Annotated in this window: 20 protein-coding genes and 1 pseudogene; 16 read left to right on the plus strand and 5 right to left on the minus strand. The window is 55.0% G+C overall.

Going from position 1 to position 23,834, the window contains the following annotated elements; translation table 11 throughout:
• Positions 1-89: 89 nt before the first annotated feature.
• Positions 90-3,368, minus strand: coding sequence for a hypothetical protein (locus tag J5224_RS02715; RefSeq protein ID WP_264623894.1), 3,279 nt, complete (start codon positions 3,366-3,368; stop codon positions 90-92).
• 164 nt (positions 3,369-3,532) lie between these two features.
• On the opposite strand from J5224_RS02715, the gene J5224_RS02720 reads away from it, so the two are divergent.
• Positions 3,533-5,545 (plus strand): DNA topoisomerase III, encoded by a 2,013-nt coding sequence (locus tag J5224_RS02720; protein WP_264623895.1) that lies wholly within the window; start codon positions 3,533-3,535, stop codon positions 5,543-5,545.
• A gap of 94 nt (positions 5,546-5,639) precedes the next feature.
• Here J5224_RS02720 and J5224_RS02725 read toward each other — a convergent pair whose 3' ends face one another.
• Entirely contained in the window at positions 5,640-5,861 is a 222-nt protein-coding gene (locus tag J5224_RS02725) for a hypothetical protein (protein WP_264623896.1), read from the minus strand.
• Positions 5,862-6,427: 566 nt separating this feature from the next.
• Here J5224_RS02725 and J5224_RS02730 point away from each other — a divergent pair.
• From J5224_RS02730 to J5224_RS02765, 8 genes are all read left to right on the plus strand, one after another.
• Entirely contained in the window at positions 6,428-7,225 is a 798-nt protein-coding gene (locus J5224_RS02730) for a GTPase (RefSeq protein WP_264623897.1), read from the plus strand.
• Between the two features lie 109 nt (positions 7,226-7,334).
• Positions 7,335-7,700, plus strand: coding sequence for a DUF3085 domain-containing protein (locus tag J5224_RS02735; RefSeq protein ID WP_264623898.1), 366 nt, complete (start codon positions 7,335-7,337; stop codon positions 7,698-7,700).
• A 388-nt stretch (positions 7,701-8,088) separates the two neighbouring features.
• Positions 8,089-8,979 (plus strand): DUF3577 domain-containing protein, encoded by an 891-nt coding sequence (locus J5224_RS02740; protein WP_264623899.1) that lies wholly within the window; start codon positions 8,089-8,091, stop codon positions 8,977-8,979.
• Positions 8,980-9,061: 82 nt separating this feature from the next.
• Positions 9,062-9,736: a DUF3275 family protein gene (locus J5224_RS02745; protein ID WP_264623900.1), complete on the plus strand. Its 675-nt coding sequence runs from the start codon at positions 9,062-9,064 to the stop codon at positions 9,734-9,736.
• 92 nt (positions 9,737-9,828) lie between these two features.
• Complete coding sequence (locus tag J5224_RS02750; RefSeq protein ID WP_264623901.1) at positions 9,829-10,173, plus strand: hypothetical protein; 345 nt, start codon at positions 9,829-9,831, stop codon at positions 10,171-10,173.
• 119 nt (positions 10,174-10,292) lie between these two features.
• Positions 10,293-10,940, plus strand: a complete 648-nt coding sequence (locus J5224_RS02755) for a hypothetical protein (RefSeq protein ID WP_264623902.1) — start codon at positions 10,293-10,295, stop codon at positions 10,938-10,940.
• 70 nt (positions 10,941-11,010) lie between these two features.
• Complete coding sequence (locus J5224_RS02760; protein ID WP_264623903.1) at positions 11,011-12,120, plus strand: DUF6094 domain-containing protein; 1,110 nt, start codon at positions 11,011-11,013, stop codon at positions 12,118-12,120.
• Positions 12,121-12,255: 135 nt separating this feature from the next.
• Positions 12,256-14,535, plus strand: a complete 2,280-nt coding sequence (locus J5224_RS02765; protein ID WP_264623904.1) for a helicase-related protein — start codon at positions 12,256-12,258, stop codon at positions 14,533-14,535.
• A 316-nt stretch (positions 14,536-14,851) separates the two neighbouring features.
• On the opposite strand, the gene J5224_RS02770 is transcribed toward J5224_RS02765, so the two are convergent.
• The 3 genes and pseudogenes from J5224_RS02770 to J5224_RS02780 form a co-directional block, all read right to left on the minus strand.
• Entirely contained in the window at positions 14,852-16,114 is a 1,263-nt protein-coding gene (locus tag J5224_RS02770) for a TIR domain-containing protein (RefSeq protein WP_264623905.1), read from the minus strand.
• A 141-nt stretch (positions 16,115-16,255) separates the two neighbouring features.
• Positions 16,256-16,404: pseudogene (locus tag J5224_RS02775) on the minus strand (transposase domain-containing protein); the annotation flags it as partial.
• Between the two features lie 227 nt (positions 16,405-16,631).
• Positions 16,632-17,522, minus strand: coding sequence for a hypothetical protein (locus tag J5224_RS02780; RefSeq protein WP_264623906.1), 891 nt, complete (start codon positions 17,520-17,522; stop codon positions 16,632-16,634).
• 342 nt (positions 17,523-17,864) lie between these two features.
• On the opposite strand from J5224_RS02780, the gene J5224_RS02785 reads away from it, so the two are divergent.
• Genes J5224_RS02785 through J5224_RS02815 form a run of 7 tightly spaced genes read left to right on the plus strand, consistent with a single transcriptional unit; the run spans position 17,865 to position 23,827 of the window.
• Positions 17,865-18,434, plus strand: a complete 570-nt coding sequence (locus J5224_RS02785) for a PilL N-terminal domain-containing protein (RefSeq protein ID WP_264623907.1) — start codon at positions 17,865-17,867, stop codon at positions 18,432-18,434.
• A complete protein-coding gene (locus J5224_RS02790; protein WP_264623908.1) occupies positions 18,431-19,081 on the plus strand; it encodes a hypothetical protein in 651 nt (216 codons plus the stop codon). Before J5224_RS02785 ends, J5224_RS02790 begins: the two co-directional genes overlap by 4 nt.
• An 11-nt stretch (positions 19,082-19,092) precedes the next feature.
• On the plus strand, positions 19,093-19,809 hold the full coding sequence (locus J5224_RS02795; RefSeq protein ID WP_264623909.1) for a TIGR03759 family integrating conjugative element protein: 717 nt from the start codon (positions 19,093-19,095) through the stop codon (positions 19,807-19,809).
• Positions 19,791-20,381 carry a transglycosylase SLT domain-containing protein gene (locus J5224_RS02800; protein WP_264623910.1) on the plus strand — a complete coding sequence of 197 codons (591 nt, stop codon included), beginning with the start codon at positions 19,791-19,793 and terminating at the stop codon, positions 20,379-20,381. Before J5224_RS02795 ends, J5224_RS02800 begins: the two co-directional genes overlap by 19 nt.
• A complete protein-coding gene (locus tag J5224_RS02805; RefSeq protein WP_264623911.1) occupies positions 20,378-20,917 on the plus strand; it encodes an integrating conjugative element protein in 540 nt (179 codons plus the stop codon). Before J5224_RS02800 ends, J5224_RS02805 begins: the two co-directional genes overlap by 4 nt.
• A 4-nt stretch (positions 20,918-20,921) precedes the next feature.
• Positions 20,922-23,081: a type IV conjugative transfer system coupling protein TraD gene (gene traD, locus J5224_RS02810; RefSeq protein WP_264623912.1), complete on the plus strand. Its 2,160-nt coding sequence runs from the start codon at positions 20,922-20,924 to the stop codon at positions 23,079-23,081.
• Positions 23,078-23,827 (plus strand): TIGR03747 family integrating conjugative element membrane protein, encoded by a 750-nt coding sequence (locus J5224_RS02815; RefSeq protein WP_264623913.1) that lies wholly within the window; start codon positions 23,078-23,080, stop codon positions 23,825-23,827. The genes traD and J5224_RS02815 overlap by 4 nt, the downstream gene beginning before the upstream one ends.
• Positions 23,828-23,834: the final 7 nt, after the last annotated feature.

Below are 23,834 nucleotides of genomic sequence, written 5' to 3' on the forward strand. Positions count from 1 at the left end.
AAACAGTGGTCGTCCCCTATTCCACCGACGTCCATTACGTTTCGCGCGCTCCAGCACAAGAAGTTGTTACAAAATAGACTTACCCGCCGCTAGCTCTGCGTTGCAATTACCGGCACATCATCCACCACTTGTGCCCGCCAGATCACATACAGTTCGTTGACTAGGTTTACCCCCTCTTCATAGGCGTAGAAGCTCGTGGTTATCTGACGCGGCTCATTTCGCCAATCTCCTCCAGCATCTTCAGTGTCGTAGCGATACACCCTATGAGAACAGCCGATATAACGCGCCTTGATGTCATCCTCGATATCCTTGCGATTTGACATCAGGTGCATGCCGGTAGGAGACGGAAACGCAACCGCGACACATCCAGAATCCTGAGCGATGCGTATGGCTGCATCAAAGTAGCCGTCCACAATCGATGACACACTGTAGGCAGCAAACACATCCCCGATCGGATTAATGGCACGGATCACCAATGTAAATCCCGCTTTATCAAGGCTCGCTATCCGTTCAAAATACAACAATGCCATTCCGGCAATGCGCTTACCGCCTGGTACAAACACAAGCATGTGTACATGTCGGGATTCCTCCCACATCCGCGTATTGTTCCCGGTACAAATACCGGCTGCCATCTTGGCAAAGAACGCAGCGGGTGATTTAGAAACGCGGGCAACCATCTGACTACCCATCTGACTCTCTCCCTCATGAACCACTCGCCTGCGCTGCAACTCACTCCAGCGTCCAAATTTTTTTAAAACCAGTGCTCTAGTTCGAGCTATCGCCTTTAACAGACGTTGTTCAGGAGCACCTTCGTCTATCTGCCAGCGAGCATCAAGACGCGAGCCCAACACCGCCACCGCGCTACTGCTCAACCCAGCAACGAAAGGTGCACTTTGGACATTCAGAGCATCACCGATATCCACATCAAACAGCGAACGAAGCGAATCCAATAACAGAACGATCTCCGAACCCGCCTGCGCCATTGTCTTTAGCCTTTCTTCTCCTTCTTTAAGCCACACAGCAACGTTGGCATCGGCATGACAGATGGCCAGCAATACGCCAAGATGTGGTGCTAACGACCAGACATCGGCAGCACTATCTCCCAAACGCTTTGGACTCAAATGTCGGCAAGCCTCATGCTCATCTTGTGCAATGCAAGACGAGAAGCGAGCAGCAAATGCCAATGCTCTAGCAAGTGCCTCAAGCCCTCGCGAATCGACATCACCTTCTACCTGTAACTCAGTGCGCATCCACGTCATTGGATAGTTTGCTTCCAGCAAGCTAGAAGGCACGTCCGCCTCCCGCGACTGCAGACATGGCCAAAGCTGGCGAATGGTAGAAACACTAGTGCGATAAACCAGGGCGACAAGCTCGGCTTGTTGCTGGCTTAATGTCACCGTCGAAGGCCCACGCCCAGCAAGCAGATCATTCAGCAGTGACCGCAAGCTATCAACCTCTCCCTCAAGCTGAACAAGTGGTGCTTCAAGGTATGGCATCAAGCTATCCAGAAGCACACCATCGGTCAGCCCCAGTATGCGCTTTATACAAGGAGCAAAATGATCTACCAACTCATGGCGAAGGTCACTGCTGCATTGCAGGTAACTCGTCTTCTGCTCATCTTCGGCCTGATAGGGATAACAGCCGATCTTCTGCTCAATAAAGTGCCTTAGCAACAGTTCCACACAAGCGCTATTACCCACAATCAGAGTGAAGTCACGGCGGGTAAAGGCATCATCCAACAACACACGCTTGATAGCGTCGAACCCTGCGCCAAGGCGTACCTCCTTGATACCGGGTGCATCGTTGTAGAACCACTTCAGTAGCACGGGTAGCCCGACAAGTCCGCGATCTTCACGTAGATAGGCCAGTAGCGTAGTGCCGAGGGAGGCTACCTTGGTCACTTGGCGCAAGTGCGCAAACGTCTGTAATTCCCCAGACTGCTGCATGTATTCGAAGGCGTCCACATACCCGCCAGAGGCTGCTCTTTGCAGCCATTTGGCCACTGCTGACGGTGTCTGTCCTGCACCCGGCAAGGCCGCAATAGCCAGCCAACGCGACAGCGCTTCTGCTCCAAGCTGCCGGTAACTACCCTGAAAGGCCAGTGCGGCAGCGGCAGTTGAAAAACCATATTCCTGCAGCACCTGCAAGTAAGCCGACAAATCCCGCTCCAGCAGCAGGTAGTCCTCAGCGCTAGCCAATTGCTCAACGGTGAAAAACCAAGGTGCCGATAGCAACACGTTGAGTCTGGCAGTGACCGGAGTGAGATCAGCAATATTACCCGTTGCCAGTATCAATTTTTGGCAAGCTACCAGCCCATCAATATCAGCCCCTGCAGTCAGCAAGGATTGGGCGAAGCCAGTACTGCAAACCTGGTCGGAAAACAGTAAACGCTCAAAGCGTACCAGATCGACTGCACGGCGGATCTTGAGAGCCTGCAGCAGAAAGCGCCACCGCTGTGGCTGGGTAAACATTACCAGCTCTGGAATGCGATCGAAGAGCACTCTGAGGGCATCGCTATCGCAGCCCAGTTGTTTGAGGTTCTCCGTCAGCCACTCAAGCTTACGCTGCGATAAATCGACATAAACCTGACGGACAATCTGCTCCACCGGAACACCCGCGTCTCGCAGCAGTATCACAAGTTGCTGGAAGCGCGCCTGCTCCTGCAGTGATGGAGGATCATACCGCGCCAACCAACTCGGGCGCTCAGAAAGCCAGAACAGATCTTCAACCTGTTGGATGATCCTTTGTTGTATCAGGATCAAAATTCGTTCGCCGTTGGCCTTCTGTCCAGGCAGTGCCGCATGAAATTTATCCATCTGCACTTTTTGCTGAATGCCTAGACAGCAATACGACCGCATCCAGTGAATATCCAGCTCCCGCATGCTACGAAATGCCTCAAAACTCTTAGGCAGTTCCAGTTTGGACATGACGAAATCAAATGATCGGCTGTAGTAACGGCTACTTGCGAGTGTCCGCTTCACCTGTACTGAATAGATCAGGCTTCTTCCACCAAACGAGCCAGAATAATGCAAGAATTTTCTAGCCCGATTCAGTACAACCGACAATGGCAGAAAGAGCAGCAGATACTGCCTGATAATGTCCATTCTTGAAGGGCTCAGCGGTACATGACCTGGAATGCGCAATGCTCGGCGCAGATGTGGCTCAACAGCCACATCCTCTGCCAGCATCGATTCACCATTAAACGCCAGATGTTCCTGGTAAGCTGCGATTGCTTGCCTTAACTCTCGAAGCGGATGCGTTGTATGGCGGACATAAATCTGTCGTTTCTCTTCTGCCGCCAACCTGGACATAATGCGGCCTCGGAACTCCCGATAATTATCAAGAGGACTCAAAACTGAATTATTCAAACCTTCCCCACAGCGTTGCGTAATAAATCCAGCATACCGAAGTACGCCACCATAATACCGATATTGCCACGCCTATGCGTTGCCCCATAATCCGTATTCTTTATAACTTTATATTCTTGATACAGAAATACTCGCAGGCATGATTCACACGTCGAGAAAACTCCATGCGACTATTTCTGTGCGAGAAGCCCTCTCAGGGCAAAGATATCGGACGTGTACTGGGGGCCACCCAAAGAGGCAATGGTTGCCTGACAGGTTCAGGTATCACCGTAACCTGGTGCATTGGTCATCTCGTTGAGGCAGCCCCACCTGAAATCTATGGAGAGCAGTACAAGCGCTGGTCTATCGAGCAGTTGCCCATTATCCCTGAACGTTGGCGTGTCGAAATCAAATCAAAGACCGCCTCGCAATTCAACGTCGTCAAAGATCTTCTGAGCAAGGCAACCGAACTGGTCATCGCGACAGATGCTGACCGGGAGGGCGAGTTGATCGCACGCGAGATCATCGAGCTGTGCGGTTATCGCGGCCCCATCCAGCGGCTCTGGTTATCGGCACTCAATGACGCTTCGATCCGCAAAGCACTGGCAGCGCTCAGACCATCAGGCGAAACTCTGCCGATGTACTTCTCGGCCCTGGCACGCTCTCGAGCAGACTGGCTGATAGGCATGAACCTCAGTCGCCTGTTCACTGTCATGGGTCGGCAGGCCGGTTACGACGGCGTACTCTCCGTTGGCCGGGTACAAACCCCAACACTGAAACTGGTTGTCGATCGCGACCGCGAGATCGCACGCTTTGTCTCAGTGCCATTCTGGGCAGTCGAGACCGCGCTATCAAGCGCAGGTCAATCTTTCACTGCAGTCTGGCTTGCACCAGATACAGCAACAGATGATGCTGGCCGTTGTCTGCAGGAGCCCATAGCGCGACAGGCGGCCGAACGCATGCGTATTGCTGGCAGCGCACAAGTCATGTCTGTCGAGACTGAACGCCTGCGTGAAGGCCCACCGTTACCCTTCGATTTGGGCACACTGCAGGAAATCTGTTCCAAGCAACTGGGCCTGGATGTGCAGGAAACCCTGGAAATCGCCCAGGCACTGTACGAGACTCACAAAGCCACGACGTACCCGCGCTCAGACTCCGGCTACCTGCCTGAAAGCATGTTCGCCGAGGTGCCGGTGGTACTCGACAGTCTTCTCAAGACCGATCCTGAACTACGACCGATCGTTGACCAGCTAGACCGCAATCAGCGATCACGAGCCTGGAACGACAATAAAGTCACGGCGCACCACGGCATCATCCCCACACTCGAACCCGCAAATCTCACGGCGATGAGCGACAAAGAGCAGGCAGTCTATAAACTGATCCGTGCCCACTATCTGGCGCAGTTTCTGCCGCAGCATGAATTCGACCGTACCACCGCGCGCCTGTCATGCACCGGCGAAACACTGCAAGCGGTCGGCAAGCAGATCGTCGTCATCGGGTGGCGACAGGTGCTCACTGAACCCAGGCCAGATGAGGATGGCGAGACCACACTACGCAGCCAGGTTCTGCCAGCGCTGCATGAAGGATTGTCCTGCCAGATAACTGGCATCGACTGTAAAGCACTCAAGACATCGCCGCCACGTCCTTATACCCAGGGCGAACTGGTCAAGGCGATGAAGGGTGTAGCCAAACTGGTCTCAGATCCGCGCCTCAAACAAAAGCTGAAGGACACCACGGGTATCGGCACTGAGGCGACTCGAGCCAATATCATCAAAGGGTTACTTGACCGTGGCTACCTGCTGAAGAAAAGCCGTTCAGTACGCGCCTCCGATGCGGCATTCACTCTCATCGACGCCGTTCCCGGTGCCATTGCCGACCCAGGCATGACTGCCATCTGGGAACAGGCGCTGGACATGATCGAAGCCGGTCAGCTCACACTCGATGTCTTCATCGACAAGCAGTCAGCCTGGATCACGCAGTTGGTGCAGCAGTATCGAGGGGCATCTCTGTCTATCAAGGTGCCACAGGGACCCGCATGCCCCGAATGCGGCACCGCTATGCGTCAACGCACCGGCAAGAGCGGGCCATTCTGGTCTTGTCCTCGTTACCCCGACTGCAAAGGCTCTCAGCCTATCGACAGTGGCAAACACAAACGCGCCATGCCGCGCAAGCGCAGCCGCAGCTCCCAGGCCCCCTGAGTCGCCCTGGACCCGAAGAGCCATGTCACGTATTCTGTGATGACATGGCCTCATTCCCGCGCCCGTGCGGGAATCCCGGCGTGCCAGTCTTCTACTAAACCGTGCGCACCTCGCCATGCTCCGGCAGCGAGGCAAGAAGGCAACTCATCCATGGACGCACCAGACGCGTTCCCCCTTCTCCAGTTCTTCCGCCCTCCATGAAGGGTTTCCTGATGCTTTGCTTGAGAGGCCAGACATCAGGAAACCCTTCGGGATGACGGTATTCATTGCCGCGCCCAACGGCGAAAAACTGGGCTCCCTTTGTGTGTGGATACATGCCAGAGGATTCCGGCCACAACCACGATAACGGCCGGGTGCGATTGCTGCGACAGCGAACGGTTTTGACGACGACTGCATCCTGAAACAGCCCACAGGTGGTTTCTTCCTACCGAGTCGGAGGCCAGCAGGTCCCCGACACTTTTTCTCCTGATTTACGACATATCCGGTTGGGCCTGTAGCCTTGACCCCAACAAACAGGATACCCCATGAACACAAAACCCACACCACATGCGCTGCAACCGGCCACCTAATGCCGCTTCTATAGAACAGAGTTGCTTGCCCCACTCGCCCTCCCTGCGAAGGGATTTATTTACCGCAATCAGCACCAATATGGGCGCAACCTGATGCGTTTTGTTCCACGCACGCGAACCATCATCGCACCATGCTGAACATATGTTCGCTGGCGTAGCCGGCAGCATCCCAGGCGGTCCAGGCCATCAAGACCGCGACACGCTGATAGCGTGTTGGCTTTCGCCATCACCAAGACGCTTAGCGTCCATTTATTCCACCCACAGGGCTCTCCTCCCTTGTGGCTGGGGAGCTCCTTTTTTTGGAGACTTTCCCATGGATCATCAAAGCATTCGCAATCAGATGCAATCATTGGTGCGTGACCACGTTCCTTCCAATGCCCGCAGCTTCAAGTTCAACATTTTTGACGGCCAACCCAAGGTTTCAACACTCGGTTTTCATATTGATCCGAAGCCTTTCGAGGGAAAGGTTATCGCAAGAACGGAGGACGTCATTGTCGTCAAGACTGGCAGAATCGAGTTCGCCGTGCTTGACCGGACTCTCGTGACCGAAGATCCGGACGAAGGTGCCTTAGTGCAAGTCGAACCCTACGCCCGACACCGCTTCGACGGCCTTCGCGCAGACACCCCCGAAGAGCACACCGAATACACCTCTGATGGCAAGCCCTACAAGTTCCAGACGTATATTCTCGGCTCTGCACCCGCCAGGCTTCCGATCCCACAACCTAGCTGCCCCGAGTTACAGGAACTGATCAGGCAACTGGAGGAGCTACCGGCACCCGATGGCTTCCGCCGCATTACACACCTGTTGGTTGATGCCGGTGCGCGTGATTTCACCTGGGTCGATCCACTCCCTAAGGACATCATCGCTACGCCACCGGCTATCAGTTTCAACACCAGCACGGCAAAATTCGATGGCCGCGTCACTATGCAATACGAACGCGTCGACGATCTCTATGCCGTAGTGCTGAGCCACGATGGAGAGTTGGTCGAGCGGGTTGACGGCGTGTTCTTCGATAACCTCGGGGACGTACTGCTCAGCCTGATCGACGATGGCAGTTGGCATCGCATACGTGTGCGCACCATTCAAAAGCCGCTACGACGTAAGTCATAACGCTACAGAGACAACTCGTCTACACGCCGGGACTAAATCGCGCGTCCCCCGTCCCCGGACAACGGTTCTTCACCGCATTGTCCGACATACCCTTATCTCAGGAGTACCTATGACTTTACGTTTCAAAGGAGCCGAGCTGCGGCCCGTCATCGCCGAAGCGGTTACCAATCAGTGCCGCATAATCTTGGTCAAGGATTATGGTGTTTACTGGCTCGCCGAGCATGGTGAGTTCCATCCCGATGGGCGTCAAAAGCTGATCGCCTACGCGATTGGCTGCAACCCTGACGTTGCTCCCTTTGACGACTGGTGGGAGCGCTCACGCGCTGAGTTTGGTGGCGACGATTTTGGCGAATTTTTCGAACCTGGCGACAGTGTATTTACCAGAATCTTGGATGGAGCAGGCGATCTCGAAGTGTCTGCTACCGCCACACAGATTTTCCTGCAAGTTGTTGCAGCAAACCTCGGTAGCAACTGATTTTCGTCCTTCGTAGCCTCCTGATGGGGGCTACAGAAAGTCGTTAAGTACGCATTTGTCCCACAACGGCCATTTCCTGAGTAATGACATATCGAAAATAGGGAACGGCTACAGTTCGTATTTCTTGTCGCGCCTGCATTAAGGCATAGGCAGTCTCTCAGCATGTTTTGCTGACGTTGTCAGCGACATGCCACGCAACCACGGTCTCCAAGGTTGCGGTGCGGCAGAAACCGCATGACCGAGCCAGTTCGCACAGCATCCTCGAGCGGACGACCACCGGCTTCTGCCAGTAGTGGATGCATCCGCCTTATCAACCCATCGCGGGGTTACACACCCCCGCAATCGGGCCTGGTGTGTCTCCGCTTCATTTTTCAATGGAGATTTCATCATGGTTCATTCTACTTCAGGCGAAAAAACCTATTTTGACCTGCACACCGAAGGTTACGGTCGCCTGCAGCGTGTGCGGGAAGTTCCCGTACGAGGCGGCCGACGTGCTCAACCCTTCCTAGCTTGCACCATCGCAGCGTTGGTCGGTTCTGCCATAGAGCCGGTCATCCGCTATTTTGATGTCAAAGTCTCTGGTGCCGAGGCTAAAAAATTGGTCGAAAAATACATCGGCATGGATGATCCAAAGCAGCGCCCGATGGTCAAGTTCCGGCTGGGAGACCTGTGGTGTGATGCATTCATCCGCCCCAGCGGTGAGCGCAAGGGTGAATCCGCAGCCAGCCTAAAAGGTAGACTGCTGAAGGCTGAGTTGATTGGCCCAGCCACACTAGTGGCAATCGAACAGTACGAATTGATCACCCGAGGCATTGGTTATCTCAATCGCCCCAAAGACGTCACACCCAAGGAGAGTGACCCTTTCCTCGCATGCACCCTCGGTGCGCTGGCTGGGCCGGTTGAGGAACCGGAATACCGGTACATCAACACTATCGTGACCGCTCCGGAGGCTCAGCATCTGGTACGCCGTTGTGTGCAGGCTGTCGACGCTGATCGCAAGGTACTGGTGGCCTTTCGTCTCAACGACATGAAAGCTGATCCGTACCTTCGCACAAAAGGTGAGCATGCTGGCGAACCGGCTGCGAGTCTGGAGTCCAAGTTGATCCATATTGGCCTGATCAAGATCGATGGTCAACGGGTCTATCCAACGGTCAACCAGGCCCCCTCAGCGTTAAAACGCCCTGACAACAGCGCAACTATGCCGTCTACGATACCTGGTACGTCCGAGCCTGAAGCGCAATCCTCGGCAGAAGAGTCGGCTCTTGCAACCTCACTCTAAGCCGTTCGGCAAGATCTCACATTGGGGTCTTGTCTCTTTTCCCAGATTTATCGGCAGTACAACGCATCTCAGGAGATTCACCATGGCTACAGCAGCCGTTCAATCCGCTCCCCCCATCATCGTTCGCGGCCAACTCGCAATCCGCACAATATCCGGTCGTAACGGCCGGTTCACAGTCGGTCGTCTCACCACCCACCTTGGGCTGTTCCATGTCAAAGATCCCGAACTGGAGCAGTATCCCGAAGGGAAGTATGAGGGTGAATTTGCGATTCGATATATTTATCCGAAAGCCTATCCTGTCGGCGACGGCATGCGATTCGAGATCCGTGCCAACCTGGATGGCATGACCTTGTCTGGTATCGACAAACTCAGCAAAGCAGAGGCTCACGCCTTCGCCACGCAGGATGTCGATCCGCTTGATGAGGAATCGGGTACACAACCCGTTCCCACGCCAACCGCAATGCCCAAATCCAAGGCCAGGCCGGCCCCTGTGCAAGCCTCCAAGGACCCACTGGTCGACACCACGCCATTCGGCGTCTATACGCCTTCCACTATTGTGGCTGCTTCGGGCAATCCCGATAGTGACGACACCGTATTGTTCGGCATCCTCTGGCCGCTGGGTGAGTCGGTAAAGCTGGACTCGACCATTGACCGCCGCACCTTGCGCCTGCAGATCGGGCGGCTGAACCAGTTGGGCTATGCGTTCGACGCCACGGCCCAGCAGTGGAACCACCAGTCTGAATCTCTGGCGACCTGATTCATCCTGTCACTACTGTCGCATTTTTCCCCACCCACCGGAGCACCGCCTCTTTGGGGGAGGACTCCGATTTCTTTCTGGAGCACACCATCATGTTCACAAACGATACAACCTCTTTCTCGCACGTTGACGGAAATGCCCGCGTCGTACTGGATGAGCAAGCCTGGCAGGTTGCCTGTAAGACAGCAGCCACAGAGGCCAGCAGGTACTGCGGGCTGGCTTACGACCATTACATTGTTCTCCTGAGCTCATCGATTGACCAGCATGTTGATCAACTACCTGAGCACCTACGCGCACAGGCGCTGTCAATAGCACGGAAATGGGATTATGCGACGCCCGCTGAAAGGCAGGAGACCCAGGACTGGAATGCTGAAAACGGCTATTGCAAACACGGCCTTGATCCGAATTGCTGTCCGGCTGGTTGCGGTGAGTATTGAACGCCAACAGCAGTTCCTCCACACCAGTTGAAAGAGGAACGGTTCACACGCCTTCATCCCCTTGGGGCAACATTGCCCTACAGGCAGCGTTGCCCCTCAATGTTATTGAGGACACCACCATGCCCGAATCTTCATTACCGCAACCGTTGTTCCGTATCGACGAATGCACTGATCTGATGGTCGATGCCTGCGTCTGCCGCGAGAATGGCGATCTGGTCTTTGTCTCAATCTGGGCGCGGGATACTGCCGTCCAGCAATTTATCGCCCGTCTCACACTGGGTCGCGATGAGGATGGATTGAACCAGTTTCACCTCATCACAGAACACGGCGGCTCCGTGCCTGTGTTCATCCCCTCGGTCGAGCGCCTTGAAAAACGCCTGACCCGCAACTATCGCCGCACGCTGTTTGGATCGCTCACCAATCTGTGGCTGTTCGACCAACGCTGCATCTGCCCTGACAAGAGCACAGCCAGCGCACTGGCGCTACTACCGCGATCTGCCGCTGAACCCACTGTTCGCTTGTGGCAACTCGTCAAAGACACATGTCCGCTGCCACTGCTCGACCACTGGCAAATGCCAGTGCTGGAGTTGCTGCGCAGCCGCGACATGCTCCATGAGCTACCGGTCGCCCTCGGGCCGCTGCGGGGCTTTCGCCTTGGACTGGACGTGCCAGTACTCACCGACGCGCTGGGCGGGCTTATTCGTAACGGCGCTCTCACGGCCTATCCCTATCCGTCACAGATCTGCACATCGCAAGCGGTGGTCTGACTACTCCACAGCAGGCGCACCTTACCAGGCACCTGCACTTTCTTTCATCACCGCCAGACAGGAGATTCCTATGGCACTCATGTTTCCCCGGCTCGCCAGAAATTTTGCCAAAAATGGCTATTACCCTACCGATGAGTCCACGCTTGAACGGACACTCTCCGCACTGGCACCCAGCAATGAGCCCATGTGCATTATTGATCCTTGTGCCGGCGAAGGCGTTGCGATTGCTGAAGCCGCCCATGCCCTCGGGCTTGATCACACCCGGTCGTACGCTGTCGAATACGATCAGGAGCGCGCCAGTCATGCACGGTTGTTGGTCGAACACTGCATCCATGCTGATTTGATGGACACCATCATTTCGCGTCAGGCATTCGGCTTGCTTTGGCTCAACCCACCGTACGGCGACTTATCCAGAGATGCCAACGGCAACATCGGCTACGACGGTAAAGGCCGGCCCCGGCTGGAAAAACTGTTCTACCAGCGGACACTGCCCTTACTGCAGTCCCACGGCATTCTCATTTTCATCATTCCGTACTATGTGCTCGACCAGGAAATGGTGGGCTGGCTCATATGCCACTTCGCCGACCTGCGTGTCTTCCGTGCTGTAGATACACAGTTCAAACAAGTGGTGCTGTTCGGTCGTCGCGCTCGCCAGCGCGATCTGGCGAATGAAGATGTGAAGTCCAACCGAACCCAACTGTTGCAAATCGGGCAGGGAGAGCAGGAAGCAGAGGAATTGCCGTCTGAGTGGACGTCTTTTCCATATCTCGTTCCAAGCGCCCAGGCTGAGCCCGAGCATTTTTATCGCATCAGCATGGAGCCGATGCAGTTCGCCGAAGAGGTACAACGCCTGCGAGGTTTGTGGTCAGCGTTCGAGACTCACCTCGGTGCCGCGCAGCAGTCGCTGCGTGCGCCTGCTCGTGCGTTATCTGAATGGCACCTGGCATTAGCCCTGGCGGCGGGTGCTATCTCCGGTGTCGTGCAGTCCCCAAGCGGTCGCACGCTTGCAGTCAAGGGTGACACCTACAAGCAGAAAGCGACGAGCACCGAGTATTGCGAACGCGATGACGGCTCCATCGCCGAAACGCGAATCCTCACCGATAAGTTCGTGCCCGTCATCAGAGCATGGGACCTGTCTCCTGACTCAGCCACGCTGGGACAGATCCTTACCATCCATTAATCCCCGCAGGGGGAAGCAGCATCACCCACACACCGCTGGCCACTGAACCCGAGTTCAACGCCAGTCCGTTTCTCTTACCCATCGGGGCATACATCGCCCCTGGGCGGTGCATGCCCCATTTTTTGGAGCATCACCATGAGCATACAAATCGAAGCGGCCCCTGCAGTAACGCAATCACCCGAGACTGGAGATCTGTTCGCCCCTGCGAACGATGAACTCTCCATCAGCATGCAGGATTTTGTCAGCGAGTTCGGGGATGAATTGCTCGACTCTCTCAACCGGGCCAATCCACCGGTCTACAACGGTGTGCCGCGTGCAAACCGCCAACGCATTCTCGCCAACCTCAAGCGACAGTTGTTCCCCGCCCAGGCCGAGGTCGTGCATGCAGCGGCCGAGTTGCTCGTCAATCAGGGCGAGCGTGCGGCCATCGTCAATGGTGAGATGGGGACGGGAAAAACCACCGTCGGCATCGCGCTAGCGGCAGTGTTCAATGCGGAAGGCTATCGCCGCACTCTCGTCCTCAGCCCGCCACACCTGGTCTATAAATGGCGCAGGGAAATTCTCGAAACCGTCACGGGGGCCAAAGTCTGGGTGCTCAACGGCCCGGACACACTGCTCAAACTGATCAAGCTGCGCGAGCAACTGAATGTGCCAGCCGATGGACAGGAATTTTTCATCATTGGCCGTGTGCGCATGCGCATGGGATTCCACTGGAAGCCCACGTTCGTTCGCAAGCGCACCCGTCACGGCACAGTTGGGCTTTGTCCACACTGCGGCACCATGATTCGCAATCTTGATGGCGAACCGGTCAGCGCACAGGAACTCGACGCGGAGGAAGTACGTCGCAAGTGTAGTTTTTGCGAGAGTGCCCTCTGGACACTGATGCGACCACGCAGTTTGTCAGGCAGCGATCAATCCGCAGCAGTACTGCGGGCGCTGAAACGTATTCCGACCATAGGTGAAGCCACTGCGGCCAAACTGATGAAGACCTTCGGCGATTCATTCCTGGCATCGATGCTGGGAGATAACTTCCACCAGTTCATCAACCTGATGGACAACCGAGGGGAATTGGTCTTTTCAGACAGGCAGGCTCAGCGCATGGAACGCGCCATGTCGAGTATGGAGTTCGGCTTCGGTGAAGGCGGTTATCAACCCAGCGAATTTGTGAAGCGGTATCTGCCGCAAAGCACGTTCGATTTGCTCATCGCCGACGAAGCGCACGAGTACAAGACAGGCGGTTCAGCGCAGGGTCAGGCCATGGGTGTTATTGCGGCCAAAACCCGCAAAACGCTGCTACTCACCGGCACGCTGATGGGAGGCTACGCTTCCGATTTGTTCTATCTGCTGTTCCGGGCGCTGCCCGGACGTATGATCGAAGACGGCTACCGACCGAGTGCCAGCGGCAGTATGAACGCTGCAGCCATGGCATTCATGCGGGAGCACGGCGTCCTCAAGGATATCTATTCCGAGAGCGATGGTCCGTCCCACAAGACCGCCAAAGGCTCGAAGGTTACCGTCAGGACAGTCAAAGCGCCGGGGTTCGGCCCCAAAGGTGTGCTTCGCTGCGTTCTGCCTTTCACGATTTTCCTCAAGCTCCGGGATATTGGTGGCGTACTGCCCCCGTATGACGAAGAGTTCAGGGAAGTCGAGATGGACGCTGAGCAAAGTGATACCTACAGCAAGCTCGCTGCCAGCCTGACGACTCAGCTCAAGGAAGCCCTGCGAAAGCGGGACACCACCTTGCTGGGCGTGGTGCTCAATGTCCTGCTGGCCTGGTCTGACTGCTGCTTTCGTACTGAAACCGTGCGCCATCCACGTACGCGAGAAGTACTGGCTTTCACCCCGGTCCAGTTCAATGAGCTGCAGGTGATGCCCAAGGAGCGGGAACTGATCGACATCTGCAAACAGGAGAAGGCAGAAGGGCGCAAGATCCTGGCCTATTCCGTCTACACAGGCACGCGAGACACCACCAGCAGGCTGAAAATGTTGCTGGAGCAAGAAGGTTTCCGGGTCGCAGTATTGCGCGCAAGCGTCGATGCCAGCCGCCGTGAAGACTGGATTGCAGAACAACTCGACAGAGGGATTGATGTCCTCATCACCAACCCGGAGCTGGTCAAGACAGGGCTGGATCTTCTGGAGTTCCCCACGATTGTGTTCATGCAATCAGGGTACAACGTGTACACACTGCAGCAGGCCGCGCGACGCTCCTGGCGTATCGGCCAGAAGCAGCGTGTGAAGGTGATCTACCTGGGGTATACGGCCACGTCGCAGATGACCTGCCTGGCTCTGATGGCGAAGAAAATTCTGGTCTCTCAGAGCACGTCGGGAGACGTGCCTGAGTCAGGACTGGATGTGCTTAATCAGGATGGTGACTCCATTGAGGTCGCCCTGGCCCGGCAACTTGTCGCGGCCTGATGTTCCTGTCTGCCGACGTCCCACAAGGACGTCGGCTTTTTCACATGACATGTCGCGCTGTGATGGTGAAAACTGCCCAGAGACAGCGGGATTGTTCGTCATCACAGCCCATTCATTCGCGCACCATCCAAAATAAAGAAGGCACAACACCAGAGGCAAGGGAAGATGTCTGCTTTCAACTGTGAGTTCAACGGGTCGATCCGAGGCATCTGACATATCCAGCTTTAGCCGCCCCTGAACAACATCTTCCTGCTCCTAAAACGATCAGGCCGAGTGCTATAACAACACCGAGTCTCTCCTCACGGAAAGCGAAACACTAAAGAGCCTCCGTGCTTTCCAACCGAGTTTTCGCACTCACAAACTGAGCTTCGGACTTAGGATTTCCGCGACAAGTGATTTTTAGAATAAACCGAGCCTTATAGAAATTATCAACGATATCGGAAATATAGACATCCATATACAAGGTACTAACGCTACGCCTCCCCGGGACCAACGGTGCCATACTAAAACGGCAAGCAATTCCAGTTAAGGCCTTGCTAGGCGCTATAGTTTTTGACGGTAATTCTTTAAATTGCTTTTCTGGGGGGGATGGTGGAATACCAAACGTATTGGTAGCTATGGCATAAAACTTAACGGGCTCGTTGAAAGTATTACGTATCATGAGCGTACCACCGTCCAAGTCAAAATCAAGGGAGATACTTGGCCCAAGAGGAGAAAACGGTTCGACCTTGCTGAAATCTTCACTATGGTCACGCAAGATCCGATAACTGAATATCACCTCGTCATACCATGCTGCCCTGGTCGAATCAGCGATGTACTCGATTCTCAACAAAGCATAAAACCCAAACTTATTCTTGAGAACCACTAACGATCCGTTTCGGGGAGTAATCACTCTCGAAGTGAAATTATGCGCCACCGCATTCTTTACATCTGCGGCTTCCCAACAGTCAGAAGCAAATGCAACTCCCACAACAGTTGAGCCATCGTTGTATATATGTATTGTTTCGTCACTTGCCCTATCCCAACGGGTTTCAAAACTCCAGTTTCCCTGTCCGATCACTTGACGCCCATTACAACTGTCTACACGGCAACGGACCGTACCACTTTCTTCTGGACTCACTGGAGCAGCGGTTATATCCGCTTTCATCGAAGCCACATCCACCCCGATGGCTTGACAAATAAGAACAGCAAGCTCTCCTGGCACATAATTCTCTGCTTCGACATATATCTCCGATGTAGGTATGCCCGGCACTTTTACCTTGTCAAATACGACCTGCAAGACAGAATCCTTATCATGCTCCATGCGAGCACTCAATGCAGCTCGTCTCTCTACTTTGCACCAAGGCTTATTCACATACTCTGAGGAAACAAACATAACTACGACGCGGGACTCTTCTTCATAGGTTTTGTTAAGCACTTCTATTCCGTTTTTACCCCATAACGACGATATTTCATCGAAATCGTAGAAGCAAGAAACACCGAACCCCTTAAGTCCGCGCGCAACCTTCTCTACATATTCTCTCTGCTCCCCAGCAAAGGAAAGTGCAACATCATATTTGAACTTTTTTTCTTCACTCATAATAATTAAAACCTGTAGCGTAAATTAACGGAGCCCATCCAGCTATTTGCCCTAGGCATGACCATATTAATAAATGTAACGCATTTAGAATTTCTTAGCATCTCGAGCTAAGTAAGCGTCCGGCGAACCCGCCCTTGACAGTCAGTTTTGCAGCATCCAGCGATGCGGTAGCAGTTCTTCGATGAGGTTATTGGGCGGCGTCGGCAACCTCGTGAGCACGCCATTCAGATAGGCATAGGGATCAGGTTCATCACCGCAACCGCTCGCCGTCCTGCCCGTAGGGAATCCGCGAGCTGGACTTCCCCCGAAACACCGGCACAACGATTTGACCAAACCGTTACACCCACCAGTTGAATCAGCAACCCAAAGCAGACAGCCGGATTACTAACGTTCCACCGAGAGGCTCGACCTAGCAAGCCGGGTCGAGCCTCTCGGTGGAACGCTGAAGCGCCACCTTCTCGCCGCTTCATAAAAGCCTCGAAGCGGTCTCGGCTTGAATAAATTTTTAGATTGCAGACTACTGCAGCGTGAGCCATTCCAAGTTGTAGGCGTGACAGTAAGCTCGTACGCGAAGATATGACCTAATCTCAGTAGGTATGTCTCCGAGTATCTCTTCTGCTTCATCAGTTAACAGTTGGGCGAGATAGCTGAACCACGTGTCCCTCGATGAGATTTCGTCCGGGTTATCATCTATAGAGCTGTTCACGGCACCCACCAAAAAGTCGAGGTTCTCGCTGAGGGATTCACTGATGCCGTTTCTTTGATTGCTGAGCGCTTCGATCTGCGTATCTATGTGACCAATATCTACTCTCTCGAACTGTGGATTAGCAATACCGAACGTGCCAGCCCTGTCGTAGTACCACCGAGAATGGCCCTGTAGCTTGCTGGCCGAAGGAAATGTACTGTTCTGGACGATTGAGCGCTTTTCAGTGTGGTTATACAGTTCGCCCTGACTCAAGAATGCGGGTGCGGCATAACAGACAAGACCTTTTCCTTTCAAGGCTGAGCTCAACCGATGTAGAGCCGCTTGCTGCTGTTGATTGATATTAAAGAAGCAGCAAGGAGTAGCGAGCCCCCTATCCTTCGCTTTTTTTGGTGTGGGCGATCGTTGGTTGGATCGCTTTGCTTGAATAAATAAATTGAGAGCGAATGGTGGAAGCACTTTTCCTTTCTTTTTCTTTTTCCAAATGTAGCTGAGCCCGATCTCAGCTAGAGGCAGCCCTTCTCGAAATCTCCCTTTGCGATAGCGCCAGAAAAGCTCATGCTCCACTAGCGCCGCGTAGTCGATTCCGATGTGCTCCTCAAAAACTTGCCCCGGCTCCCAAAGCAGGTTGTTACCTCGCAACAATTGGTTGAAGAGAGGCCCGCGGAACTCGCTTTCCTCAAAGTCTGCTGGTGACTCGGCCATCTGCCCTCCTTAATCTAACTAGATCTAGACGACACACAAAAACTGGTAGTCGCTCTTATAAGATTGAATTTAGCCGTAAATATGAGAGTGAACAATCGCAAGCAAAATTTTTAGATCAAATTTCTGAAAACACCAGCATATGTTGAACTAGCCTCACCAATTGATAAAACTACAGCTTCAGGCCTTGGCGTAGCTCAGCGAATTGCAAAGCTGGGATCAGCTTCCCCTCCACTTTGTCTGCGTCAACGACGCCAAAAAGGAAGGCACCCAATCCGCATTCTTTGCTGATCAAACCCACGCCTCAGACGAAGGTAGCAGCTCATCGCTATAGAGAGCTGAACCATGTCACCAACACATTCAATCTGGCGGCTGTTTGTCAGCCACCTGCTGATCATTGCAGCCTTGGGCAGCGGATGTACAACAACCACTGCCCCGCCCCCCTCTCCGCCCATCAAAGCGGTCGCTTCGGTTCCCGACGCTACGCCGGACTTCATTCCGGTTGTACGTTACGGACGCTATACCCTGGTTGAACTGGCTCCCGATGCGGCGCAACGTGATCTGTTGCTGCAGGTGATCGACGTATCAATACCCGAGCATTCCCGCGCTACCGTGGGTGATGGCTTGCGGCACGCCCTCAAGCGAAGTGGCTACCAGCTCTGCGAAACGGCCCAGTCTGTTATTGAACTCTATTCACTGCCACTGCCCGCTGCGCATCTGCACCTCGGCCCGATGACCTTGCGGGAGGCATTGCTTACCTTGGCCGGGCCGTTCTGGGCGCTGTATGTCGATAACCGTACGCGACAAGTGTGCTTCAAACGCACCGATATCGACGCAGGCACTGACACTGCAAATGGCGACACCCAGGTCGCCGAAGCGGTTAAGCCCCTCCCTCCTGCCGGAGGGCAACCATGAACAACACTGCCATCACGTTGAGACACACCTCAACCATGACCATCCGACTTCTGGTCTGGGTGTGGCTGAGTGTTCTGACTGCTTTTGCCGTCCTGAACTATCACGCAACAGCCGATCTGGTCAAACGCGAGCAGGTGGATGCCAGCCTGCAGCAAGTTCAGGTACTGGAGGATCGGCTGACAGAGCTGGCCGACAACATACGGGCTCTTGAAGCACGCCCTCTCCCTGCCAGTGCAACAGCCTTACGAAGCATGCAACAAAGTCTGGAAACGCGTATCGCTCAGATGGAGCAAACGCAGGAAAACTACGCCCCCACACAAATCGTGCAAACGCTTCGTGATGAGCTGGCGCAACTCAAGTCTCAACAGAAAGCAGCCATTCAAAGCGCCCCAACCACCAGCCGCACCACCAATCCTACTGCTACCGCGCCCAGGAAAATGCCATTCCCGTTTCGCATCCTGGGTCTGGAGTTGCGCGCAGGACAACGCATGGTATCGATTGCACCGGCCAGTGGAGAACTCGCACCTGAGCAAATCCAGCTTGTATTACCCGGTGAAACCGTGAGCCAGTGGCGACTGGAAACCATCGATGACGACACCGCAATTTTCAGCCGTGCCGGGCAGACACGACGCCTGGCGATCCCCTGATGGAGAAGACCATGAAACGTCTGATGACGATCCTCCTCACTGCCACACTGGCCACTCTGACAATGTCCGCGATGGCACAGCCCTCCACCACGATGCAATCCCGTATCGTACCGACCAAGGTCGAACAGCACCGGGACGAACGTCTGGCGCAGGATTGGGGCTTGAACACTGACGAATGGTTGCGCTATCGCGAACTCATGGAGGGGCCCCTCGGCACCTACTCACCCAACCTCGACCCACTATCAGCATTGGGCATCGAGGCCCGCAGTGACGACGAGCGACAACGCTATGCCGAACTACAAGTACAGGCAGAAGCACGTCGTGTTGAAAAACTGCTGGCCTATCAGCGAGCGTACGACGAAGCCTGGCAAAGACAGAATCCCGACATGCTGCGGGTAAATTTGCCTGATGCCGGACTCAACAAAAACACGGTAACCGGAAACGGACGCACGGCGGTGTTCGTCAAGGAGAATTGCCAGCCATGCGCCCAACTTGTGCAGCGCTTACAGACCTCCGGCACGCCCTTCGACCTGTATATGGTCGGTTCACGCCAGGACGATGTACGCATCCGGGATTGGGCCAGACGCGCACAGATTGACCCAGAGCAGGTACGCAATAGCACCATCACACTGAACCACGACGCAGGTCGCTGGTTGTCTCTTGGGCTGTCCGGAGACCTGCCCGCCAGTGTCAGACAGGTAAATGGTCAATGGCAGCGTCAGCCCTGACATCCATGCAACGAAGGTGGACGTTGCTGGTAAGCATACTGATGGCTGGCCTGGCTCAGGCCCAGGAGATCCCCCCACAGGCCTACCAGTTGGCGGCTCAACGCGCGGGTGTTCCCTCTGTCGTCCTTTATGCAGTGGCGTTGCAGGAAAGTGGTGTGCGCCGTGCAGAGCGTATCGTGCCGTGGCCGTGGTCGCTGAATGTGGCAGGCCAGTCTCGCCGATACATCAGCCAGGCTCAGGCCTGTGCAGGAGTACACCAGGCCCTGCAAGACGTACCACTTACCCGCATTGACGTGGGCCTGGGACAGATCAATCTCGGTTGGCAAAAGCACCGCTACCGCCAGCCCTGCGACTTACTCGATCCGTACAACAACCTGACGATCGCGGCACAGATCCTCAAGGAGCAACATATCCCCGGCGAAGACTGGCTGCTGGCAATGGGTCGCTACCACCGACCTGCTGGCGGTGCGCCTGCGGCACGCTACCGGCGCAGTGTGTCGCAACACCTTCAACGTGTATTGGGGCCGCAGCAAACTGTCCCCACCACTCTCAGCAAGGAAACCACCCCATGACGATCCACATCAAGACGGCATACGGCCTGTTCCTAACACTGACCACCGTATCGCCGTTGATTCACGCAGCCCAGCCGCCGATTGTGGTGGAAAACCACGGCGGGGCCTCTGCTCTGCCGTACTACGAGGCGCTCAACCTTCAGGTACGTTCACCCGATACTCCACGCTATCCCATTACCATTCCACCGATACAGGTAAATCCAGCAACCGAAGCAGACATGCTGCCAGTACGCAGCCCGGGGCTCTCCCCTGGCACCGTAGCACGCCGGGTCATCGATGTACCGGGCCTGCAACCGTTCTTTCTTGTCGGTGACGATAAGGCATCCCATGTGTGGCTGCAGCGCCAAAGCGTATTACTTCACGAACGAGGTGCCATCGGCCTGGTGGTCAACGTCGAGACCAAAGACGGCTTGACACGCCTGCGTGCTATCGCACCAGGTCTGCAGCTTGCGCCAGTGGCGGCCGATGACCTGACTGAGCGACTTGGCCTGCGGCATTACCCCGCGCTCATCACCAGCACGGGCATTGAGCAATAACACAATGGCACAGTCCCAGCCGGTCGAGGTACTGCTGCGTCCACCCGTAGAACTCTATACCGTTGCAGTTTGCGCCGGAGCCGCACTGCTGTGTCTCACGGCTCCATGGGCTCTCGCGCTGAGTCCGGACATAGGCATCGGCAGCGCACTGGCCTTCGGAATTTTTGGCACACTGCGCTGGCGCGATGCACAGGTGATCCTGCGCTATCGACGCAATATCCGCCGCCTGCCGCGTTACGTGATGACCAGCCGCGACGTGCCAGTAAGCCAACAACGCTTGTTCATTGGCAAAGGATTCCGTTGGGAGCAGAAACACACTCACCGGTTGATGCAAACCTACCGACCTGAGTTCAGGCGTTATGTAGAGCCGACATCCGCCTACCAATTGGCCCGACGTCTGGAGGAGCGGCTGGAGTTCGCACCATTCCCATTATCGCAACTACCCCGTCTTACGACCTGGGATATACCGCTCAATCCGGTGCGGCCATTACCGCCCGTTGGCGGCTTACCGCGTCTGCATGGTATTGAGCCTGACGAGGTGGATGTCAGCCTGCCCTTGGGTGAACGTGTCGGCCACTCCCTGGTACTGGGCACCACGCGCGTAGGCAAAACGCGGCTGGCTGAATTATTCATCACCCAGGATATCCGTCGAAAGGATCATCTGGGCGAGCACGAAGTGGTCATTGTTTTCGACCCTAAAGGCGACGCGGATCTGCTCAAAAGAATGTTCGTCGAGGCCAGACGTGCAGGCAGAGAGAATGCGTTCTACGTGTTTCATCTAGGGTGGCCGGAGATCAGCGCTCGTTACAACGCGGTGGGGCGTTTTGGTCGCATCAGCGAAGTCGCGACCCGCATCGCAGGGCAGCTTTCCGGGGAGGGTAACTCTGCTGCATTCAGAGAATTTGCCTGGAGATTCGTCAATGTGATTGCACGCGCATTGATCGAGCTGGGGCAACGTCCGGACTACCTGCTGATCCAGCGCCATGTCATCAATATCGATGCGTTGTTCATCGAGTACGCCCGGCACTACTTCGCCCGCACAGAACCGAAAGCCTGGGAGGTCATCGTCCAGATTGAAGCCAAGCTCAATGAGAAGAACATTCCCAGGAACATGATCGGTCGCGAAAAGCGCGTAGTCGCCCTTGAACAATACCTTAGCCAGGCCCGTAACTACGATCCCGTACTGGACGGACTAAGATCAGCGGTTCGCTACGACAAAACGTACTTTGACAAGATCGTCGCCAGCCTGCTGCCTCTGCTTGAAAAGCTCACCAGTGGCAAAATCGCCCAATTGCTGGCCCCAAATTATTCGGATCTGACCGACCCGAGACCGATTTTCGACTGGATGCAGATCATCAGAAAACGCGCGGTCGTCTACGTCGGACTTGATGCGCTCTCCGATGCCGAAGTCGCCGCTGCGGTGGGCAACTCGATGTTCAGCGATATGGTCTCTGTGGCCGGACACATCTATAAATTCGGCATCGACGATGGCCTGCCAGGTGCATCGGCTGACACAAAAGTGCCGATCAACGTTCATGCCGATGAATTCAATGAACTGATGGGCGACGAATTCATCCCGATGATCAACAAAGGGGGCGGCGCTGGCATCCAGGTAACCGCTTACACTCAGACCCTCAGTGATATTGAAGCTCGCATTGGCAATCGTGCCAAAGCCGGTCAAGTCGTCGGCAATTTCAACAACCTGTTCATGCTGCGCGTGCGCGAGACAGCCACCGCCGAACTGCTCACAAAACAGTTGCCCAAGGTGGAGGTCTACACAACGACCGTGGTCAGCGGCGCGACAGACAGCTCCGACATCCACGCCAAAACCGACTTCACCAGCAACACGCAGGATCGCATCAGCATGTCGAGCGTGCCGATGATTGAGCCGTCACACGTTGTTCAACTTCCGAAAGGGCAATGCTTTGCACTGCTGCAAGGTGGCAACCTGTGGAAAGTCCGCATGCCCCTGCCCGCCCCCGATCCGGATGAAATCATGCCGATGGATCTTCAGCAGTTAGCAGGCTACATGCGTCAAAGCTATACCGATACGGGTCAATGGTGGCAGAATCAGGGATCGCCTACTCTGCAGGAGCACGCTCTACCGCCTGAATTGCTCGACGAAGATGCCGACAGTCTTACCGACCAGAGTAAAGCACCATGAGTGATCCAGCGGCTACGGCACAACATCAGCAAACACGCCGACAAAGCCTGCTGGCGAGTGTCATTACCTTGCCATTCAGGTTAGTGGGAGTGCTGATTGGCTCATTGCTGATTTCTATCATCGTGGAATGCGCAGGTATGCATCTTTTCTGGAAAGGCCAAGGTTGGCGGCACTCTCAGGCGATGTTGCAGTATGAGATGAAACACTTATCGGCTCACTTCACCCGCAGCGCCATCGTGCAAGAGCCAGGGCGTACGGCACACCAGATTGTCGATACCGGGTATGAATGGATGTTCGTCAAAACTGGACTGCTTGAGCGCATGCAGCAGACCGCCGAGCGTGCGCGTGTTCCCAGCCAGACACCCACGCGCGACTTCCGCTACTTCGAGAGCCAAGTCTATGTGTGGTCAGAAAACTATCTGATCGCCGCAGCCTTCACCGTACTGACGTTCATGGTGCGCTTGCTGGTACTGGTACTGACATTGCCGCTCATTGTCACGGCTGTGTTTGTGGGCCTGGTTGATGGTCTGGTGCGGCGCGATGTACGCAGGTTTGGAGCGGGTCGGGAATCAGGCTTTATTTACCACAGGGCAAAGGCCGCGTTACTGCCGCTGGCTGTGCTGCCCTGGGTAACCTATCTGGCGCTGCCGATATCGATGCATCCGCTGCTAATACTGCTACCAGGTGCTGCATTGTTGAGCGTCGCGGTGGCTCTGACGGCGAGTAGTTTTAAGAAATACTTATAAAAAATTC

This window comes from Candidatus Symbiopectobacterium sp. NZEC135, from assembly GCF_025962695.1.